Source organism: Variovorax sp. GW823-FHT04F07, from assembly GCF_058795995.1.
Window position 1 is genome coordinate 155,475 of record NZ_JBXAIG010000003.1, and the last position, 16,048, is coordinate 171,522.

General features: G+C 71.0%; 16 protein-coding genes. 7 read left to right on the forward strand and 9 right to left on the reverse strand.

What is annotated here, in order from left to right; translation table 11 throughout:
• Positions 1 to 3: 3 nt before the first annotated feature.
• Both AC1RAA_RS16010 and AC1RAA_RS16015 read right to left on the reverse strand, forming a co-directional pair.
• The gene (locus AC1RAA_RS16010; protein ID WP_492731932.1) at positions 4 to 1,356 is read right to left on the reverse strand and encodes an alpha/beta hydrolase family protein; all 1,353 of its coding nucleotides are present in this window, start codon (positions 1,354 to 1,356) and stop codon (positions 4 to 6) included.
• Positions 1,353 to 4,130 carry a tannase/feruloyl esterase family alpha/beta hydrolase gene (locus AC1RAA_RS16015; RefSeq protein WP_492731930.1) on the reverse strand — a complete coding sequence of 926 codons (2,778 nt, stop codon included), beginning with the start codon at positions 4,128 to 4,130 and terminating at the stop codon, positions 1,353 to 1,355. The genes AC1RAA_RS16010 and AC1RAA_RS16015 overlap by 4 nt, the downstream gene beginning before the upstream one ends.
• 118 nt (positions 4,131 to 4,248) lie before the next feature.
• Between AC1RAA_RS16015 and AC1RAA_RS16020 the strand changes: the two genes are divergently transcribed.
• Positions 4,249 to 5,175, forward strand: coding sequence for a LysR family transcriptional regulator (locus AC1RAA_RS16020; protein ID WP_492731928.1), 927 nt, complete (start codon positions 4,249 to 4,251; stop codon positions 5,173 to 5,175).
• A complete protein-coding gene (locus AC1RAA_RS16025; RefSeq protein WP_492731926.1) occupies positions 5,172 to 6,164 on the forward strand; it encodes a Bug family tripartite tricarboxylate transporter substrate binding protein in 993 nt (330 codons plus the stop codon). Before AC1RAA_RS16020 ends, AC1RAA_RS16025 begins: the two co-directional genes overlap by 4 nt.
• Positions 6,165 to 6,167: 3 nt before the next feature.
• Here AC1RAA_RS16025 and AC1RAA_RS16030 read toward each other — a convergent pair whose 3' ends face one another.
• The gene (locus AC1RAA_RS16030) at positions 6,168 to 6,728 is read right to left on the reverse strand and encodes a putative glycolipid-binding domain-containing protein (protein WP_492731924.1); all 561 of its coding nucleotides are present in this window, start codon (positions 6,726 to 6,728) and stop codon (positions 6,168 to 6,170) included.
• A 63-nt stretch (positions 6,729 to 6,791) separates the two neighbouring features.
• Here AC1RAA_RS16030 and AC1RAA_RS16035 point away from each other — a divergent pair, with 63 nt between their 5' ends.
• On the forward strand, positions 6,792 to 7,409 hold the full coding sequence (locus AC1RAA_RS16035; RefSeq protein WP_492731922.1) for a YiiX family permuted papain-like enzyme: 618 nt from the start codon (positions 6,792 to 6,794) through the stop codon (positions 7,407 to 7,409).
• A gap of 7 nt (positions 7,410 to 7,416) precedes the next feature.
• Here AC1RAA_RS16035 and AC1RAA_RS16040 read toward each other — a convergent pair whose 3' ends face one another.
• Together AC1RAA_RS16040 and AC1RAA_RS16045 are read right to left on the reverse strand one after the other, a co-directional pair.
• Positions 7,417 to 7,695, reverse strand: coding sequence for a contact-dependent growth inhibition system immunity protein (locus AC1RAA_RS16040; protein WP_492731921.1), 279 nt, complete (start codon positions 7,693 to 7,695; stop codon positions 7,417 to 7,419).
• A gap of 20 nt (positions 7,696 to 7,715) precedes the next feature.
• Complete coding sequence (locus AC1RAA_RS16045) at positions 7,716 to 8,567, reverse strand: RNase A-like domain-containing protein (protein WP_307694881.1); 852 nt, start codon at positions 8,565 to 8,567, stop codon at positions 7,716 to 7,718.
• Between the two features lie 169 nt (positions 8,568 to 8,736).
• Here AC1RAA_RS16045 and dinB point away from each other — a divergent pair, with 169 nt between their 5' ends.
• Together dinB and AC1RAA_RS16055 are read left to right on the forward strand one after the other, a co-directional pair.
• Positions 8,737 to 9,921, forward strand: coding sequence for a DNA polymerase IV (gene dinB, locus AC1RAA_RS16050; RefSeq protein ID WP_159273409.1), 1,185 nt, complete (start codon positions 8,737 to 8,739; stop codon positions 9,919 to 9,921).
• 7 nt (positions 9,922 to 9,928) lie between these two features.
• Positions 9,929 to 10,612, forward strand: coding sequence for a TIGR02117 family protein (locus tag AC1RAA_RS16055; protein WP_492731919.1), 684 nt, complete (start codon positions 9,929 to 9,931; stop codon positions 10,610 to 10,612).
• Between the two features lie 6 nt (positions 10,613 to 10,618).
• Here AC1RAA_RS16055 and AC1RAA_RS16060 read toward each other — a convergent pair whose 3' ends face one another.
• Positions 10,619 to 11,689 carry a purine-nucleoside phosphorylase gene (locus AC1RAA_RS16060; protein ID WP_492731917.1) on the reverse strand — a complete coding sequence of 357 codons (1,071 nt, stop codon included), beginning with the start codon at positions 11,687 to 11,689 and terminating at the stop codon, positions 10,619 to 10,621.
• A 102-nt stretch (positions 11,690 to 11,791) separates the two neighbouring features.
• Here AC1RAA_RS16060 and AC1RAA_RS16065 point away from each other — a divergent pair, with 102 nt between their 5' ends.
• Positions 11,792 to 12,949, forward strand: coding sequence for a DNA topoisomerase IB (locus AC1RAA_RS16065; protein ID WP_492731916.1), 1,158 nt, complete (start codon positions 11,792 to 11,794; stop codon positions 12,947 to 12,949).
• Here the strand turns inward: AC1RAA_RS16065 and AC1RAA_RS16070 are convergent.
• Positions 12,895 to 13,575 carry a hypothetical protein gene (locus AC1RAA_RS16070; protein WP_095746526.1) on the reverse strand — a complete coding sequence of 227 codons (681 nt, stop codon included), beginning with the start codon at positions 13,573 to 13,575 and terminating at the stop codon, positions 12,895 to 12,897. The genes AC1RAA_RS16065 and AC1RAA_RS16070 overlap by 55 nt on opposite strands.
• A 180-nt stretch (positions 13,576 to 13,755) precedes the next feature.
• On the reverse strand, positions 13,756 to 13,935 hold the full coding sequence (locus AC1RAA_RS16075) for a DUF3606 domain-containing protein (RefSeq protein ID WP_062477985.1): 180 nt from the start codon (positions 13,933 to 13,935) through the stop codon (positions 13,756 to 13,758).
• 181 nt (positions 13,936 to 14,116) lie between these two features.
• On the opposite strand from AC1RAA_RS16075, the gene AC1RAA_RS16080 reads away from it, so the two are divergent.
• Positions 14,117 to 14,584: a nuclear transport factor 2 family protein gene (locus AC1RAA_RS16080; protein WP_492731914.1), complete on the forward strand. Its 468-nt coding sequence runs from the start codon at positions 14,117 to 14,119 to the stop codon at positions 14,582 to 14,584.
• Here the strand turns inward: AC1RAA_RS16080 and AC1RAA_RS16085 are convergent.
• Positions 14,547 to 16,046 carry a class I adenylate-forming enzyme family protein gene (locus tag AC1RAA_RS16085; RefSeq protein ID WP_492731913.1) on the reverse strand — a complete coding sequence of 500 codons (1,500 nt, stop codon included), beginning with the start codon at positions 16,044 to 16,046 and terminating at the stop codon, positions 14,547 to 14,549. The two genes, AC1RAA_RS16080 and AC1RAA_RS16085, sit on opposite strands and share 38 nt — an antisense overlap.
• Positions 16,047 to 16,048 lie beyond the last annotated feature (2 nt).

Genomic DNA, 16,048 nt, shown 5'->3' on the forward strand with positions numbered 1-16,048 from the left:
AAATCAGGGCGCGCGTGAAGGCACGCGGCTTTCGAGCGTCGGGGGTTGCCACTCAGGCTGGATGTGGCAGCCGTTCTTTCCGTCGGTGTCGTAGCGCGGCATGAGCGAAGCACAGCGCTGCGCCAGGCTCTGCGGCGTGGGCTTCTCGCCCTTGTCGATCCAGTCGAGCAGCGCGCCGAAGAGTGCGGGGTATTCCGAGTCGCTGAGGTAGCTGTGCTCGCGCTCGGCGCTGAAGCTCTGCACCAGGTTCCCGCCGGTGCCGGCCGCGTCGCGGATGCGGCGGTAGGCGTTCTCGAGTTCGACGAACGCCGTCGGGTCGTCGATGGCATGCAGGCCCACGGTGGGCAGCGAAGTGCGGCCGGTGGGCTGGCTGTCGGCCGCGAGCGCGCCCCGGGCCTGCGGGTCGGCCGCGTAGCGCAGCACGCCGGCATTGAGCGCCGCATCGTCGCTCGAGCCGCTGTAGACCACGCCGATGTTGCCGAAGGGGTTGCGGCCCTGCAGGCGCTGCTGCACGAGGTCCTGGAACAGCCACGTCGCCCAGTTGAGGTGGCCGACGAGCGAGCGTTCGGGAATCTTCACGACCGAGAGAATCGTCTTCAGCCGCGCCGCCTGCTCGGGCGTGCGCTGCGCGGCCGGCGTGCCGACGCCGGTGCAGTCCTTGACGCGCGCCGCGAGGTCCGCGCGCGTGAGCTTCGCGTCCATCGGCAGACCCATCCACAGCGGGTACTGCGGCTCGTCGGGCTTGGGGTGGTTGCGGCAGACGTACTGGTACACCACGCGCAGGTCGAGCCGGAAGTCGTAGGCGCTGTTGCCGCCACCGAGCACGCCGCTGGTGAGCAGCAGGCCGTCGTACGGCGACTTCGCATCGCCCACCGGCGCATAGAGTTCGGCCGCCTTCGCCGCCACGCCCGCGCCGTAGCTCTGCCCATGCAGCAGCGTGCGTTGGGGCGTGCCGAAGTGGCGCACGACGATCTGGCGCAGCCGCTCGGTGTCTTCGGCTGCCATCGTCACGCCGTAGCCACCGCGCCGGTAGGTGGAGCCGGCCCAGGCATAGCCGGCTTTCACGGTGACGGCCCAGCGCTTGAGGTCTTCCTCGCTGCGCGCGAGCTTGGGCGCGCCGGTTTCAGGGCCGCCGTGCGCGTGCATCACGAGCACGCCGCGCTGCCAGTCTTTCGGAATGGCGATCCAGTAGAACGACCCCGCGCCGTCTTCACCGGTGTAGCAGCGCGCGCTCTCCGGCACGGGCGACGGGCAGGCCGTGGGCTTCGGCGCGGTGGCGGGTGCCGCGTGCGCGGACAGCAGCGGCGCGGCACCCAGCCAAGCGAAGGCGGCGAGTTGCGAGAGGTATTTTTTCAATGGCGTACTCCGAGGTCCAGCGTCGCGTTCGCCCCGTCGGTGGAGACGAAGGCCACGACGCCGCTGTTGAAGATGAGGTGGCCCGGCCGGCCGGCGCCGGCCTGCGCCACGCCGAGCACCGGCGTGTCGTAGCCCAGCGTGGTGGCCGCGCCGCCGAGGTTGAAGGCCGTGCCGACCACGGTGGCCTCGCGGCTCTCGCCCTTCACGCTGGCCATGGCGTAGCTGCCATCGGCCGCGCCGGGCATCAGCGTCTGCTGCACCGCGAGCAAGCGCAGGCCCGGCTGGATGACGGTGGCCGCGCCGCTGGAGGTGTCGGCCGCCGGCACGGCAGTGGCCACGCGGCGCAGGTACAGCGGCGTGGACACGCCGTTGACCAGCCCGATCACCACCGAGCCGGTGAGCGTGCCGCCGGTGGTCTCGGCGGTGCCGCTCGACGAAGTCGAGGTCGTGTACATGTCGAAGGCACCGCGCGCCGTGCTGTAGCTGAGGTAGCCCTTCTCGGTGTTCTTGCAGGTCTGGTCGTAGGTCATGAAGCTGTTCGACGCCGGGCTGCGGCAGAACTGGAAGGTGCCCGCATTGCGCAGCCGCCCTGCCGACGAGAACGCCGCTGTGGTGCCCGCGCCGAGCTGTTCCACGCCGGCCGCATTGAAGATCAGCGAGACCGAGCGGAAGTCCGTCGACGGCGACACATTCTGGAAGGTGTTCTGGAACGCCACCAACGGCGAGAAGCCGCTGCCGCTCGGCGGGTTCACGCCGCCCAGCAGCACGCCGCCGGCGCCGAAGCTGAACACCGCCCCGCTCTCGCCGCTCGCGTAGCTGCAGCTGCCCTGCGACACCAACGAGCCGCTGCGCTGCGTGCCGACCCGCGTGGGTTCGTGGCTCGCATCGATGGTCACGGTGTAGGCCATGGTGGCCGGATCGATCTGCACCTGCAGTTCCTCGCCGAAGCTGTTGCCGCCTTTGTAGCGCGTCGCGCTCGCCGGCAGGTTCGGGCAAGCGAGCGGGTCGCCGACCTCGGTCACGCAGCTGTAGTTGACGGCCGCATCGAGGCTGCCGCTGCCGCGGTACTTGGGCCACGACGGAAACTGGCACAGCGGGCGCGTGCGGCCGTAGCTGCCGGGCACGGCGTCCACCGCGACCGGCGTGGCGGGCGCGAGGCCGCTCTCGACCCAGCCTTCGAGCGCCGCGAGCGAGTCCCAGTTGGGAATGAAGCTGCCGGTGCCGTGGCCCATGCCGGGCACGGTGTAGAAGCGCACGTTCTGCGTGACCGCGGCCTGGCCCAGCGTGGCGACGAGCTGCCGGTAGTAGTCGATGGTCGAGTTGGGGCTGATCACCTCGTCGGCCAGGCCGTGCAACATGATCAGCTTGCCGCCGCGCGCGAAGAAGGGCGCGAGGTTCGGGTCGGTCGCGTCGGTGAGCTTCGAGACCTCGGTCACGCGCGCCGTGTACGCACCGGGGTTCTGCGGATCGAAGGTGAGCGTGTTGAAACCGGCATCGCGCGTGACGAAGAACTTCACCCACTGGTCGCCCGTGACGTACATGTTGGCGTCGGCCGAGGTGGCGGGGTTGCCCGGCGCCTTGCGCGTGCCGAGGTCGCGCGTGGTGTACGGGCCGGCCACCAGCGCGCCTTCGAGGAGGTTGTAGCCACCCGCGCGCTTCACGCCGTTGGCCAGCGAGTACGTCGTGAACTCCAGCGGCGATTCGATGGCGTGCACCGTGTCGATCTGCGCGTCCGACAGGCAGGTGTCCGCCGTGTCCGCGCCGTTGGGGCAGCGCAGCGACGCGAGGATCTGCGTGTTGAGCTGGCGGCAGCTCTCCACATTGCTCACGATGTTGTCGATCGCGCCGTCGAGCTTGTCGCAGGCCTGCATCGCGGCCTTCTGCACCAGCAGCGTCTCCGTCAGGTTGAGCCAGCCCTTGCCGCCGTCGTTGTACAGCGCGCGGCCTACCGCCACGTTCGACAGGCGCGTGCCGGTGTAGTTGAGCGCCGGCTCGTTGGCGATCACGCCGTCGTAGTCCTGCGGCCAGCGCTGGATGTAGCTCAGCGCGTCGCGCCCGCCGGTCGAGGTGCCGAGGAAGTAGGCGTGCCTGGGCTTGACTGCGTAACGCGCGAACACCAGCGCCTGCGCCACGTCGCGCGTCTTCTTGAGCGACTGGCCGCCGTAGTTGGCCAGTTGTTCGTCGTTGGCCGCGAACTTGCCGTCGGTGATGCTGCTCGACTGGTGGCCCGAGTCGTCGCCGTAGGTGGCGTAGCCCAGCGCCAGCGGCGCGGGCTTGCCGGCGGGGCCGAAGCGGATGACCTCGGTGCCGTCGATGAGCACGCCGTCGAAGCCACCGCCGCCAAAGTGGATGGTCTTCTGGTTCCACTGCTCGGGCAGGTTGACCGCGAAGTGGATGAGCTGCGAGGCCGGGTCCACCGGCGCGATGGTGCCGCGCACGCGGCAGTAATCGCCCAGCGTGTTGCCCGCGTCGCCCGCGGCCACGGGCGTGGCGCTGGTGACGGTGGCGCCCTGCGTGGGCAGGCTGATGAGCGCGGCGGGCAGGCTCTTGCCAGCCAGGTCGGCGCAGGCCACGACGGGCAGCACGGGCGGGGGCACTGTGCCTGGCGGCTCCTCGGCCGGCGGGGTGTTGCCGCTGGCGGGCGGCGGGGTCGGCAGGAAGAAGCCGGGGCTTCCCCCTCCCCCGCTCCCGCCACCGCAGGCGGCCAGGACCAGCGAGATACCGATCAACGAAACGACGACACGAAACTTCGAGGCAGGGCGCGGTGTGCGCATGGATTTGTCTCCGGCATGCAGCCTCGGTGGACTGCTTTTTGAATAGGCGGCCGGACGATAGATTCCGTGTGACCTAGGGTCAAATAAAATAACAAGGCCTATTCAATACAAAAAACATATGGACATACGCGCCCTGAGGTACTTCGTGGCCGTGGCCGGCACCGGCCACATGACGCGCGCCGCCGAGCAGCTGGGCATCCAGCAGCCGCCGCTGAGCCTGCAGATCAAGGCGCTGGAGCGCGAGCTGGGTGTGCTGCTGTTCAAGCGCCATCCGCGCGGCGTGGCGCTCACCGACGCCGGCCGGCTGTTCCAGGCCGAGGCGCTGCGCATGCTGCAGGACATGGAGGCCATGAAGCAGCGCATGGCGCGCGTGGCCCAGGGCCAGACCGGCACGCTGGCCGTCGGCTTCACCAGCTCGGCCGCCGCGCACCGCTTCATGCCCGAGGCGCTGCGCGCCTTTCGCCGCGCACACCCCGGCGTGGAGCTGCAGCTGCGCGAGGACAACGCCGCCGAGCTCACCGAGGCGCTGGCCGCGGGCCGGCTGCACTGCGGCCTGCTGCGCGTGCCGGTGGCACGGCCCGAGGGGCTGGTGTTCGAGACGCTGCTGCGCGAGCCCGTGTGGGTCGCGATGCCGAGCGACCACCGCTTCGCGCCTGCCGCAAATGGAAAGAAGCCGGCGAAGCCGCTGCCGCTGTCGAAACTCTGCGAAGAAGGCATCATCCTCGTGCGCCGCCCGGGCGCGCCCGGCCTCTATGCCGAGCTGCTCGCGCTGTGCCACGCGCAGGGCCTGCGCCCGCGCGTGGTGGCCGAAGTCGATCGCATGATGACCAACCTGAACCTCGTGGCCGCGGGCGTCGGCCTGTCGGTGGTGCCGACCTCGATGACCGGCGTGCACGCGCACGCCATCGCCTACACGCGGCTGGCCGACGGCGGCCAGCTCGACGCGCCGCTCACGCTGGTGTCGCGCGCCGACGAAGACAACCTGCCGGCGCGGCACTTCGCGGCGCTGCTGCGCGGGCTGGCCGAGGGGAAGCCCGCCGCATGACCGTGCCGCTGCTGCGCCGCCATTTCCTGCAACGCATCGGCTTCGCGGCTGCGTGCGCATTGCCGCATCTGTCGCACGCGGCCTCGTCGCCCTGGCCCAGCCGCCCGGTGCGCCTGATCGTGGTCTACCCACCGGGCGGCGTGAGCGACGGCATGGCGCGCGCGCTGGCCGAGCCGCTGGCGCAGTCGCTGGGCGTGCCGGTGCTCATCGAACACCGCGCCGGCGCGGGCGGCAGCCTGGGCATGGATGCGCTCGCACGCGCCACGCCCGACGGCCACACGCTGGCCTTTTCGGCCATCAGCCCGCTCACCCTGCACCCGCTGCTCGCGCGCGCGCCCTACGACCCGCTGCGCGCCTTCGTGCCCGTGGCCAGCGTGATGCGCACGCCGGTGCTGGTCGTGGGCACGCCGGCCTTCGCGGGCCGCGGCTTTGCAGAGTTGATCGCGCTGGCGCGCCGCCAGCCCGGCGCGGTGCGCTGGGCCACCTCGGGCGTGGCGACCATCGGCCACATGGTGCTGGCACAGGTGCGCCTGCAAAGCCGCACCGACATCACCCACATCCCCTACCAGGGCGGCGGCCCGCAGCTCAACGACGCGCTGGGCGGGCAGTTCGAGGTGCTGTCGACCAACATCGCGGCGCAGCAGCTGCAGTACATCGAGAGCGGCCGGCTGCAGGCGCTGGCGGTCGGCGCACCCGCGCGCATCGAAGCCTTGCCGGCGGTGCCCACGCTCGCGGAGCTGGGCTACGAGAAGGCGAACCGCGATTCGCTCTTCGGCATCTTCGCGCCGGCGCGCACGCCGACGGCGGTGGTGCAGCGCCTCAACGCCGAGATCAACCGCCTGCTGCAAGGCGACCCGCTGCGCGCGCGCCTGCGCGAGGCCTACAACCTGCCGGCCGGCGGGAGCCTCGAGGACTTCGCGCAGGAGATCGCGGCCGACCGGCGGCGCAACCGCGCGCTGGTGGCCGGGGCGCGGGCGCAGTTCGACTGACGGTCAGCCTTGCGCGGCCCACAGCCGCGGATAGTCGCTCACGAACCCATCCGCCGTGACGCCCAACACCTCCGCGTAATCGAAGCGCTTGGCCTCGTACGCGTACGAGCTGTCGCTGCGCCGTTCATAGCGCTGCATCAGCTCGCTGAGCCCGCCGTCTTCGATGTCAACCCAGGCCGCCGGTGCATCGGCGCTTTCGCCGGGCGCGAGGTTCAGGCGGCGCAGTTGCAGCAGGTTGGTGGCGGGGGTGAAGCCCAGGTCGAGGTCGACGCAGTGCGACATGTCGGACACGGCTTCGTCGTTGAGCTTCCAGTGGCCGCGCGCGTCGCGCGTGATCGACAGGTCGATGGCCGACTCGCCGAGCCAGCCGCGCACCGTGCCCCATTGCGTGTGCCAGAGCAGGTCGCAGCGCACGCGGTAGTGCAGCTGGGCGATGCGTCCGCCCTCGGTGCGGAACACCGCCGCGCCGTCGAGCTGCCAGGCCGAGGCGTTGCGTTCGAGGCGACAGGCATCGTGGCCCGGTGCATCGAGCCTGCGCCAGAGGATGGAGGCGACGGTTTGCATATGGCGCGGATCATGGCACCGGCATGCCGCGGGGCGCAAGCGGCATCCCGCAAAATGCCCTGCATGTCGAAAGCCCTTTACATGTCGTTGTCTGCCCTTTTCACCCTCCTGGCAGCCGGCGCCGGCCACGCGGCCACCCCGCTGAAAGACGGCGACATCATCTTCCACACCTCGCGCTCGGCGCAAAGCTTGGCCGTGCAGCGCGCCACCGGCTCGCGCTACAGCCACATGGGCATCGTGCTGCTGCGAGAGGGCAAACCCTACGTGTTCGAGGCGGTCTCGACGGTGCGCTACACGCCGCTGGCGCAATGGACGGCGCGCGGCAACGGCGGGCGCTACGTGGTGAAGCGGCTGCGCGATGCCGACACGCGGCTCACGCCCGGCGCCGTGGCGCGCCTGCATGCGCGCACCTCGGACTTCGCGGGCCGCCCGTACGACCTGACCTTCGAATGGTCGGATTCGCGCATCTACTGCTCGGAACTGGTGTGGAAGCTCTACGACCGCGCACTGGGCGTGCGCATCGGCGAGCTGCAGAAGATTCGCAGCTTCAACCTCGGCGACCCGGCCGTGCGCGCCAAGATGCGCGAGCGCTATGGCGACGCCGTGCCCATGGACGAGCCGGTGATCTCGCCGGTGGCGATGTTCGACTCGCCGCTGCTGGTGACGGTCGAATCGCGCTGACGGCCCGCTACCGCACCGCAGCCAGCACGCTGTCGAGAAACTGCCTGGCCGGCGTGCCGAAATCTTCAGGGATGTAGTCGCGCGAGAAGTCGCGTGCAAACGCCGCTTCGAGGTCGTCGTGCGAACCGAGGTAGTCGGCGATCTCGGCGCGCAGCGCGGCCAGCTCGGCCTCGGTGCTCGACTCGCGGTACGAGGCCATGATCTCGGCGCCGGTTTCGCCGAAGAGGATGTCGGCGTCCTGGCCGAAGTAGACCTTGGTGAGGTGGTCGATCAGTTCGAATCGCATCGTGGGGTCGTGAGGAAAAATCAGAACGGATGGGCGGTGAGGATGTAGAACGGCTTGCCGTTGTACGTGCGCATGTTCAGCGTCACGCGCACCTTGGTGAGCTGGCTCACGGCGGTGCTGCCGCGTTGCACGCCGATGCCGACCACGGTGCCGATGTCGTGCTCGAAGGCCACGGGCTTGGAGCCCACCGCCGCGGAGCGCGACCACGCGCGAATCGCCCGTGCGTTGGCGCGCACGGTCTGGCTGATGGCCGACTCGGCGGTGGCCAGGTCGAAGAACGACGACGAGCGCTGCAGGCTGGGCTTCTTCGCGAAGCGGTCGAACAGCTCCTGCGCCGACTTGCCCACGTGCTCGCGGATGGTGTGGCCGCCCGCCTTCGAGCCCGCAATGCCCTCGTGCTCGATGAGCCGCACGGGCTCGAGCTTGAAGCGGCTCGCGCGCACCGCGATCACGCGCGACGCGGCCAGCCCGCCGGCCACGAAGAGCGGCACCGCCACGTCGACCGCGAGGCCCACCTGCGCGCCGGTTTCGGGCGAGGCGCCCAGCGCCTGCGCGGTGGCGTCGGCGGTGAGCGCGGTGGCGGTGCGCTGCGTCTGGCCGGTCCAGATCTGGCGCGCGGCCGTGGCGGTGACGTCGCTGCCGTGCGCGCCCAGCACCACGCAGCCGACCTTGCTGGCCATGGTGGGCTCGGGGGCCACGCACAGCACGCCGGCGCCGACCAGTTCGATCACGCCGCCGATCAGCGCCGCCGTGCCCCAGAGCCGGTTGCTGAGGCTGGCCGACTCGGGCACGTCTTCGCCGCCGAGCACCGCCGCCATCTGCACCGGCGTCAGCGCGACCGACAGGCCGCCTTCCACCTCGTCGTCACCCATCGTGCATTCCTTTCCGTTCACCACCTGCGTGGGGATTGAAATTCCGCCGCATTCTTGCACGCGACACCGGGGCGGGCGAACATGCCTGGAGAGCGAGACAATTGTCACCGTGAGTTTCCAGCCCGTGCCGCCCCCGGCCCCTCCGATCCGCCGCATTGCCCACCTCGACATGGACGCGTTCTACGCGTCCGTCGAGCTGCTGCGCTACCCGCAGCTCAAGGGGCTGCCGGTGGTCATCGGCGGCGGGCGGCGCCGCGTCGACGAGGCGATCCGCGAACTGCCCGAGGGCGCCACGCTGGCCGACATTCCGATCGAGGCCTTTCCGCGCCTGAAGGACTACACGGGGCGCGGCGTGATCACCACCGCCACCTACCCCGCGCGGCAGTTCGGCATCGGCTCGGCCATGGGGCTCATGAAGGCCGCCAAGCTGTGTCCGCAGGCGCTGATCCTGCCGGTCGACTTCGACGAGTACCGGCGCTTCTCGCGCACCTTCAAGCAGGTCATCCTGGACATCGCGCCGCTCATGGAAGACCGCGGCGTGGACGAGGTGTACATCGACTTCACCGACGTGCCCGGCGGCCAGCGCGACGGCGGGCGCTCGCTGGCGCGGCTGATCCAGAAATCGATCTTCGACGCCACGGGCCTGACCTGCTCGATCGGCGTGGCGCCCAACAAGCTCATCGCCAAGATGGCCAGCGAGTTCGAGAAGCCCAACGGCATCTCGGTGGTCTACGAGCACGACCTCGAAAGTCGCATCTGGCCCCTGCCCTGCCGCAAGGTGAACGGCATCGGCCCGAAGGCCGACGAGAAGCTCAAGCGCTTCGGCATCGAGACCGTGGGCCAACTGGCGGCGCGCGAGCGCGGCTGGCTCATCGACACCTTCGGCAAGGCCACCGGCGCGTGGATGCACGAGGTGGCCTGGGGCCGCGACAACCGCCCCGTGGTGACCGAGAGCGAGCCCGTGTCGATGAGCCGCGAGACCACCTTCGAGCGCGACCTGCACGCCGTGCGCGACCGCGCCGAGCTGGGCGCGATCTTCACGCACCTGTGCGAGAAGCTGGCCGAAGACCTGCAGCGCAAGGGCTACGTGGGCAAGACCATCGGCATCAAGCTGCGCTACGACGACTTCAAGATCGCCACGCGCGACCAGACCATCGACCGCTTCACCGACGACGGCAAGACCATCCGCCAGGTCGGCGGCCAGTGCTTGAAGCGCGTGCCGCTGGAGCGGCCGCTGCGCCTCTTGGGCGTGCGCGTGGGCGCGCTGGCCAAGGCCGGCAGCCCCGAGGCGCTGGCGCCCGCTGGCAACGCCCGCAGCGCGGCGCCGGTGGCGACCACGGCTTCGCTCTTCTGACACCACCATGATCCGACGCTGGCTGCTGCGCATCGCCTTCACGCTGCTGGGGCTGCTGCTGGCCATCACGCTGTACGTGGCGGTGGCTTGCGCGCTGGTCTTCCTGCCGGCCAACGCGAAACCGCCGGTCGAGCCTGCGACGGTCGAGGCCTGGGTGCTGAGCAACGGCGTGCACACCGACCTGGTGTTTCCGGTCCGCTCGGCCGCCATCGACTGGTTGCAGCTCTTTCCGCTGTCCGACTTCAAGGCGCCGCCGCCCGATGCCGAGTTCGTCGCCATCGGCTGGGGCGACCGCGAGTTCTACCTGCACACGCCGACCTGGGGCGACCTGACGGCCGCGCGCGCCTTCGGGGCGCTGTCGGGTGGCAATCGCTCGCTGCTGCACGTGACCTACCTGCAGCGCGCGCAGTTGCGGCGCGGGGCCTACAAGCTGCCGCTCTCGCAGGCGCAGTACGCGCAGCTCGTGGCCTACGTGCGCGCCACGCTGCCTTCAGGCCGCGCGACGCCGATCGCGGGTGCGCATTACGCGAACGACGATGCCTTCTACGAAGCCCAGGGCAGCTACCACCTGTTCGAGACCTGCAACACCTGGACCGGCCGCGGCCTGCGCCAGGCGGGCGTCACCGTGAGCCGCTGGACGCCCTTCGACTTCAACGTGACGTGGCATCTGCAGCCGGTGCTGCCACGCTGAATCCGCTCAGGGCTTGGGCACGCCCGCCGACCACTGCGGCCAGTTCTTCACGATGTGGTCGACCACGCGCGTACCGACCAGCGCGATGTTCTCCACCGTCTCGGCAAAGCCGCCCGCCGTCTCGCCCGGTGCCGGGTCCAGGTGCTGCAGCGTGCTTTCCTTCGGGTTGCCCTGGTCGAAGTTGACCGCGCCGCGCAGGCTCATCACGCGGTCGGTGCCGTGGGTGCGCTTGATCACGAGGGTGATGGCGGCGGCCTCCATCTCGGTGATCACGTAGTCGTCGGCGCCGTAGAGCTTGGCGATGTACTGCGCCTGCTTCGACATGCCGGGGCCGTGGAAGAAGGTGTCGCCCGTCATGTGCGTGCCGGTGCCCACGAAGGGGGCGCGGCGCGCGGCGGCGTCGGGGTAGCGCAGGCGGTACTTGCGCGCCGATTCCGCGTCCTTGAGCGGCGTGTCGGCCGACAGCTTCATGGCCCAGCCGACGAGGTCGGGGTTGAGCTTGAAGCGGCGGTACTCCTCGTAGCCCTTGCGCGGCATGAAGGTGGGTTCGCCGGGCTTGTTCTCTTCGGGGGCCCAGCGGTGGCCGAGGTCGTAGTCGACCAGCCAGGTGGCCCAACTCACCTCGCCGATGGTGCCGCGCTGGGGCGGCGTGCCGGCCACGCCGGAGATCACGTAGTAGGCCTGCGAGAAGTCGAACTTCGGGTTCAGCAGGATGGCCTGCATCGACGACGACGAGTTGACCTTGCCCATGCCCAGCACCGCGCCGCACACGCCGTCGGCGTTGCAGTACACGGGCTGCAGCGCGCCGGGCACGGCCACGGGCGTCGCGCCCTTCCAGTAGCGCTCGTACCAGTGCTGGAACTCGCCGGCGCGGTCGCCGGTGTTCTGGCCGATCTCGAACATGGCGGCCACGAACACCTTCACCTTGACGGGGGCGCCGGCGGGGGCGGCGGCAGCGGCAGCGCGGGTGTCGGCCGTGGGCGAGGTGGAGGCACAGGCCGTGGCGAGCAGCACGGCACCGCACAGCGCCAGGCCGCGGCTGCCCAGGGAGAAGCGACGGGAGTTCAGGAGGGACATGGGTGGAATCCGAAGAGAAGGAAGGAAAGGAAAGCGCGCCTCGGCAACAGCGTGCGGCGTCCTACACCGCACGATTGTCGATGCTGGCACAAGCGCGATGTCATGCCTTCGATGCAAACCCCATGCCGGCCCGCACCGGCGGCCACCTCAGCGCTGGCCGGCGGGCTGGTCTACGTGAACCCCGGCATGCCGGGCATCCGCCGGCTGAAGTGGGGCGACGGCTTTCGCTACCGCGACGCGCACGGCCGCTGGCTGCGCGATGCCGACGCGCTCGCGCGCATCCGCAGCCTGGCCATTCCGCCGGCCTACACCGAGGTGTGGATCTGCCCGCTGCCGCAGGGCCACCTGCAGGCCACGGGCCTGGACGCGCGCGGGCGCACGCAGTACCGCTACCACCCCGACTGGCGCGCACTGCAGGACGGCACCAAGTTCGAGCGCCTGGCGGCCTTCGGGCGCGCCCTGCCCCGTTTGCGCGCCCGCGTGGCGCGCGACCTGCGCGCCGGCACCCGGACACCCGGTCGCGCGCAGGTGATCGCCACGCTGGTGCGCCTGCTCGACACCACGCTGCTGCGCGTGGGCAACGAGGCCTACGCCAGCAGCAACGGCTCGTTCGGCCTCACCACGCTGCGCAACCGCCACGCGGCGGTGCAGGGCTCGGCGCTGCGGCTGCGCTTTCGCGGCAAGAGCGGCGTGACGCACGAGGCCCGCATCGACGACCCGCGCGTGGCCCGCGTGGTACGCCAGTGCCAGCAGCTGCCGGGGCAGGCGCTGTTCCAGTACACGGACGAAGCGGGCGAGGTGCGCGGCGTGTCGTCCAACGACGTGAACGACTACATCGCCGACGCCACCGACACAGGCAAGGGCGAGGGCGAACGCTTCACCGCCAAGGACTTCCGCACCTGGCACGGCACGGCGCAGGCGCTGGAGCTCACGCGGCTGGCCTGTGCCTGGGAGGGCGAGCGCCGGCCTGGCGCCAGGGACATCCTCGTGGCCGTGGCGCGGCAGCTCGGCAACACGCCGGCGGTCTGCAAGAAAGCCTACGTGCACCCGGCCGTGCTGGCGCTGGGCGAGGCGCTGGCGCGCGAGGACGACACGGCGGCGACGGGCACCTTGCTGGAGAAGATCGCGGCCCGCGCCGCCACGGCCGGCCCGGCGCGCGGCCTGGTGGCGGCGGAGCGGCGATTGCTCGCCTTCCTGCGGACGCCTCAGCCTGCGGCGAGGGCGAAGCGCACGGTGTCGGCGTCGAGCAGCACGGCGTAGCCGAGGTCTTCGGCCAGGTTCTGCAGCGCCACGGTGTCGATGGCCAGCGCGCGCGGCGCGCGGTGGGCGTCGAGCACCGCGTTCGCGCCGCCGGCCTCGCGCACCCGGGCGTGCAGGCGCAGCGCGTCGGTGCCGTCGGGCTCGATGCGGATGGTGCCGGCCTCGTCCGCGCCGTCGTGCAGGTAGCCCAGCGCGCCCAGGAACAGGTAGCGCAGCGCGGCGGCATTGGGCCAGCGCGGCTCGTCGTCCTGCGGGGCGGCCAGCGCCTCGTCGACCTCGAGCGCCACGCCGTGCAGGTCGAAGGCCGAGCGCATCAGCGTCATGCACTGCGCCACCAGCGCACTGCGCGTGATGCCGTCGTCGGTGGTGGCCAGTTCCCAGTCGCGCAGCGAGCGGATCGCGGCCACCAGCTCCGACACCTGGCTGTCGATGAGGTTCACCCGCTCCTCGCAGGCGGCGGGGTCGACGGGGTCGGCCGCCACCTGGCGCTTGAGCATCAGCACCGCCATGCGGATCACCGAGACGGGCGCCGTCATGTCGTGCCGCAACGCCGGCAGGGCGCGCGTGAGCAGCTCGTGGCGCACGCCGGCCGCAATCCAGCTGCGGGCGCTGGGAGACGACTTCATCGCGACGCAGCGGCCCGCAAGGGCGCGCGGCCCGTGGGACGAGAGGCGGCAGGGAGCACGGTCAAGGCAGGATTCCTGAAGGCGGGAACAAGGCCACGAGTATCGGCCCCGCTCCGCGCCGCGGCTGTAGGAGCCTGCCTACGCGCGCCCTGCCCGCCGGGCCGCACCTTCAGCGCGCGCTCAGGGTTTGCCGAGGTAGGTGCGCACGTCCTTCACCTCGACCCCGGCGGCCGCGACGGCCGAGCGCAGCTGCGCCTCGGTCACGCCCAGCGTCTGGGTCCAGTAGCGAACCTCGTGCAGTTCGTTGACATTGATGCGGGCCGCATCCTGCGGTCCGCGCTTGCTCAGGTCATCGGCCATGGCGTGGATTCCTTGTTGAAGGCTCCCACGATGCGGCCTGCACGGCGCATCGGCTGGCGGACAGCAGCGCGGCTCCTTGCAGGATAAGTCCGAGAGCGCGTTGCAGATGTCCGGAAGCAGCGGGCCGGCGCAACGCGGCGCCCCTATCGTCGCCGCTCCTTCACTTCATCCGCCGCACCCCATGACCCCCGAGCAGAACAAGCGCGCCGTCGTCGACGCCTGGAAGGCCTTCGCCAGCCGCGACCCGCAGCGCGTGCGCGCCGCCTTCACCGACGACGCCGAATGGCTGGCGCCCAAGGACAACGCCACCGGCGTGGCCCTGGGCTTCACCGACCACATGATCGGGCCGGACACGATCGTTCGCTTCCTGGTCGAGGAGTTTCCGAAGCTGTTCGTGGCCGAGGTGTCGGTGGACTTCACCCACCTGCTCTGCGAAGGCGACACCGTGGTGCTGGAAATGCGCCTGCAGGCCACGCTCGCCAGCGGCCGGCACTACGACAACGACTACTGCTTCATCCTCGAACTGCGCGAGGGCCGCATCGCCCGCATGCGCGAGTACATGGACACGCAGAAGGGGCGCCGCAGTGTCATCGGCGACCTTCCTGCGAATCTCAGGGCAGCCGGGCCCGCGCTTGCAGTTCCCGCTTGAGCAGCTTGCCGTTGGCCGTCGTCGGCATCGCGTCGATCACCTCGATGCGCGCCGGCCGCTTGTAGGGCGACAGGTGCTCGGCCAGGTGGGCGCGCAGTGCCGCCTCGTCGAGCGATGCCCCCGGGTTCAGCTCGACGAAGGCGACGATCTGCTCGTTGCCGTCGGCCTCGGGCACGCCGACCACGGCGCACAGGTGCACGCCCGCGAAACGGCCGATCACCGCCTCGACCTCGGCCGGGTACACGTTGAAGCCCGAGCGGATGATCATTTCCTTGAGCCGCCCCACCACGAACAGCGCGCCGTCGGCGTCGAAGCGGCCGAGGTCGCCGGTGGCGTACCAGCCGCCCGGGCGCATCACCTGCGCGGTGGCGGCCGCGTCGCGGAAGTAGCCCAGCATCAGGCCCGGGCCGCGCAGCCAGATCTCGCCGGTGTCGCCGGATGCAGCCTCCGTGCCCTCGGGCGTCACGATGAGCCCCTCGCCGCCCTCGACCACATAACCGGCCGAGGTGTCGGCGCGCGGCGCCTCGGTGCGCGTGAGGAACACCGAGCCCGCGTACTCCGACAGGCCGTAGCCGTAGTGCAGCGGCTGGCCGAACAGGTGCTCCACGCGCTGCTTGAGCGCGGGGTCGAGCGGCGCGGAGCCGGTGTAGACGTAGCGCAGCTGCGGAAAGCGCGGCACGAGTTGCTGCGCCTCGATGTGCGCCAGCAGCCGCGCGTACATGGTCGGCGGCCCGAGCAGGTTCGACACCTGCCCGTGCGCCAGCGCCTCGAGCATGTCGGCCGGCGAGAAGCTGCCGCGCAGCACCAGCGCGGCCCCGCCCGTGAGTGCGGCCATCAGCACGGTGCCGATGCCGAAGATGTGGGTCATCGGCAGGAAGGCGTAGACGCGGTCGCGCGTGTCGAGCGCACGCACCGCCGCCGACACGCGGCCGAAGTGCAGCAGCCCGCGGTGCGACACCATCACGCCCTTGGGCGTGCCCGAGGTGCCCGAGGTGAAGATGATCGCGGCGGCATCGGCCAGCGCCGCATCGGGCTCGGGGCGGGCGTCGGCGCGCGCGGCGGTCAACATCACGCCGGGCAGCGTGGCCGGCACGGCCGACGCGCGCTGCGCGTGCGTGCGCGCCGCGTCGGACGCATCGGTGGTGAAGCCACACAGCCGCGCGTCGGCGCGCTCGGCGATGGCGGCGATCTCGCCCGGCGACATGCGCGCGTTGACGCCGCACGACCACGCGCCCACGCGGCTGCAGGCCAGCAGCAGCGCGATGTGGGCGGCGCAGTTCTCGGCCACCAGCAGCACGCGGTCGGTCGGCCGCACGCCAGCGGCGAGCAGGTCGTTCGCGGCGGTCTCGACCATGGCCTGCAACGCGCCATACGTGGTGGTGCCATCGGGTTCGTGGAGGAACACCGCGTCCGGCGTGCGGGCGGCGCGGTCTTCGAGCAGGTGATGAATGCGGGGCTGCATCG

What these genes read in the sequence shown, in the direction of transcription:
- AC1RAA_RS16015 (WP_492731930.1), bottom strand. Translation starts at nt 4,130, where the DNA reads ATGCGCACACCGCGCCCTGCCTCGAAGTTTCGTGTCGTCGTTTCGTTG.
- AC1RAA_RS16020 (WP_492731928.1), top strand. Translation starts at nt 4,249, where the DNA reads ATGGACATACGCGCCCTGAGGTACTTCGTGGCCGTGGCCGGCACCGGC.
- AC1RAA_RS16025 (WP_492731926.1), top strand. Translation starts at nt 5,172, where the DNA reads ATGACCGTGCCGCTGCTGCGCCGCCATTTCCTGCAACGCATCGGCTTC.
- AC1RAA_RS16030 (WP_492731924.1), bottom strand. Translation starts at nt 6,728, where the DNA reads ATGCAAACCGTCGCCTCCATCCTCTGGCGCAGGCTCGATGCACCGGGC.
- AC1RAA_RS16035 (WP_492731922.1), top strand. Translation starts at nt 6,792, where the DNA reads ATGTCGAAAGCCCTTTACATGTCGTTGTCTGCCCTTTTCACCCTCCTG.
- AC1RAA_RS16040 (WP_492731921.1), bottom strand. Translation starts at nt 7,695, where the DNA reads ATGCGATTCGAACTGATCGACCACCTCACCAAGGTCTACTTCGGCCAG.
- AC1RAA_RS16045 (WP_307694881.1), bottom strand. Translation starts at nt 8,567, where the DNA reads ATGGGTGACGACGAGGTGGAAGGCGGCCTGTCGGTCGCGCTGACGCCG.
- dinB (WP_159273409.1), top strand. Translation starts at nt 8,737, where the DNA reads ATGGACGCGTTCTACGCGTCCGTCGAGCTGCTGCGCTACCCGCAGCTC.
- AC1RAA_RS16055 (WP_492731919.1), top strand. Translation starts at nt 9,929, where the DNA reads ATGATCCGACGCTGGCTGCTGCGCATCGCCTTCACGCTGCTGGGGCTG.
- AC1RAA_RS16060 (WP_492731917.1), bottom strand. Translation starts at nt 11,689, where the DNA reads ATGTCCCTCCTGAACTCCCGTCGCTTCTCCCTGGGCAGCCGCGGCCTG.
- AC1RAA_RS16065 (WP_492731916.1), top strand. Translation starts at nt 11,792, where the DNA reads ATGCCTTCGATGCAAACCCCATGCCGGCCCGCACCGGCGGCCACCTCA.
- AC1RAA_RS16070 (WP_095746526.1), bottom strand. Translation starts at nt 13,575, where the DNA reads ATGAAGTCGTCTCCCAGCGCCCGCAGCTGGATTGCGGCCGGCGTGCGC.
- AC1RAA_RS16075 (WP_062477985.1), bottom strand. Translation starts at nt 13,935, where the DNA reads ATGGCCGATGACCTGAGCAAGCGCGGACCGCAGGATGCGGCCCGCATC.
- AC1RAA_RS16080 (WP_492731914.1), top strand. Translation starts at nt 14,117, where the DNA reads ATGACCCCCGAGCAGAACAAGCGCGCCGTCGTCGACGCCTGGAAGGCC.
- AC1RAA_RS16085 (WP_492731913.1), bottom strand. Translation starts at nt 16,046, where the DNA reads ATGCAGCCCCGCATTCATCACCTGCTCGAAGACCGCGCCGCCCGCACG.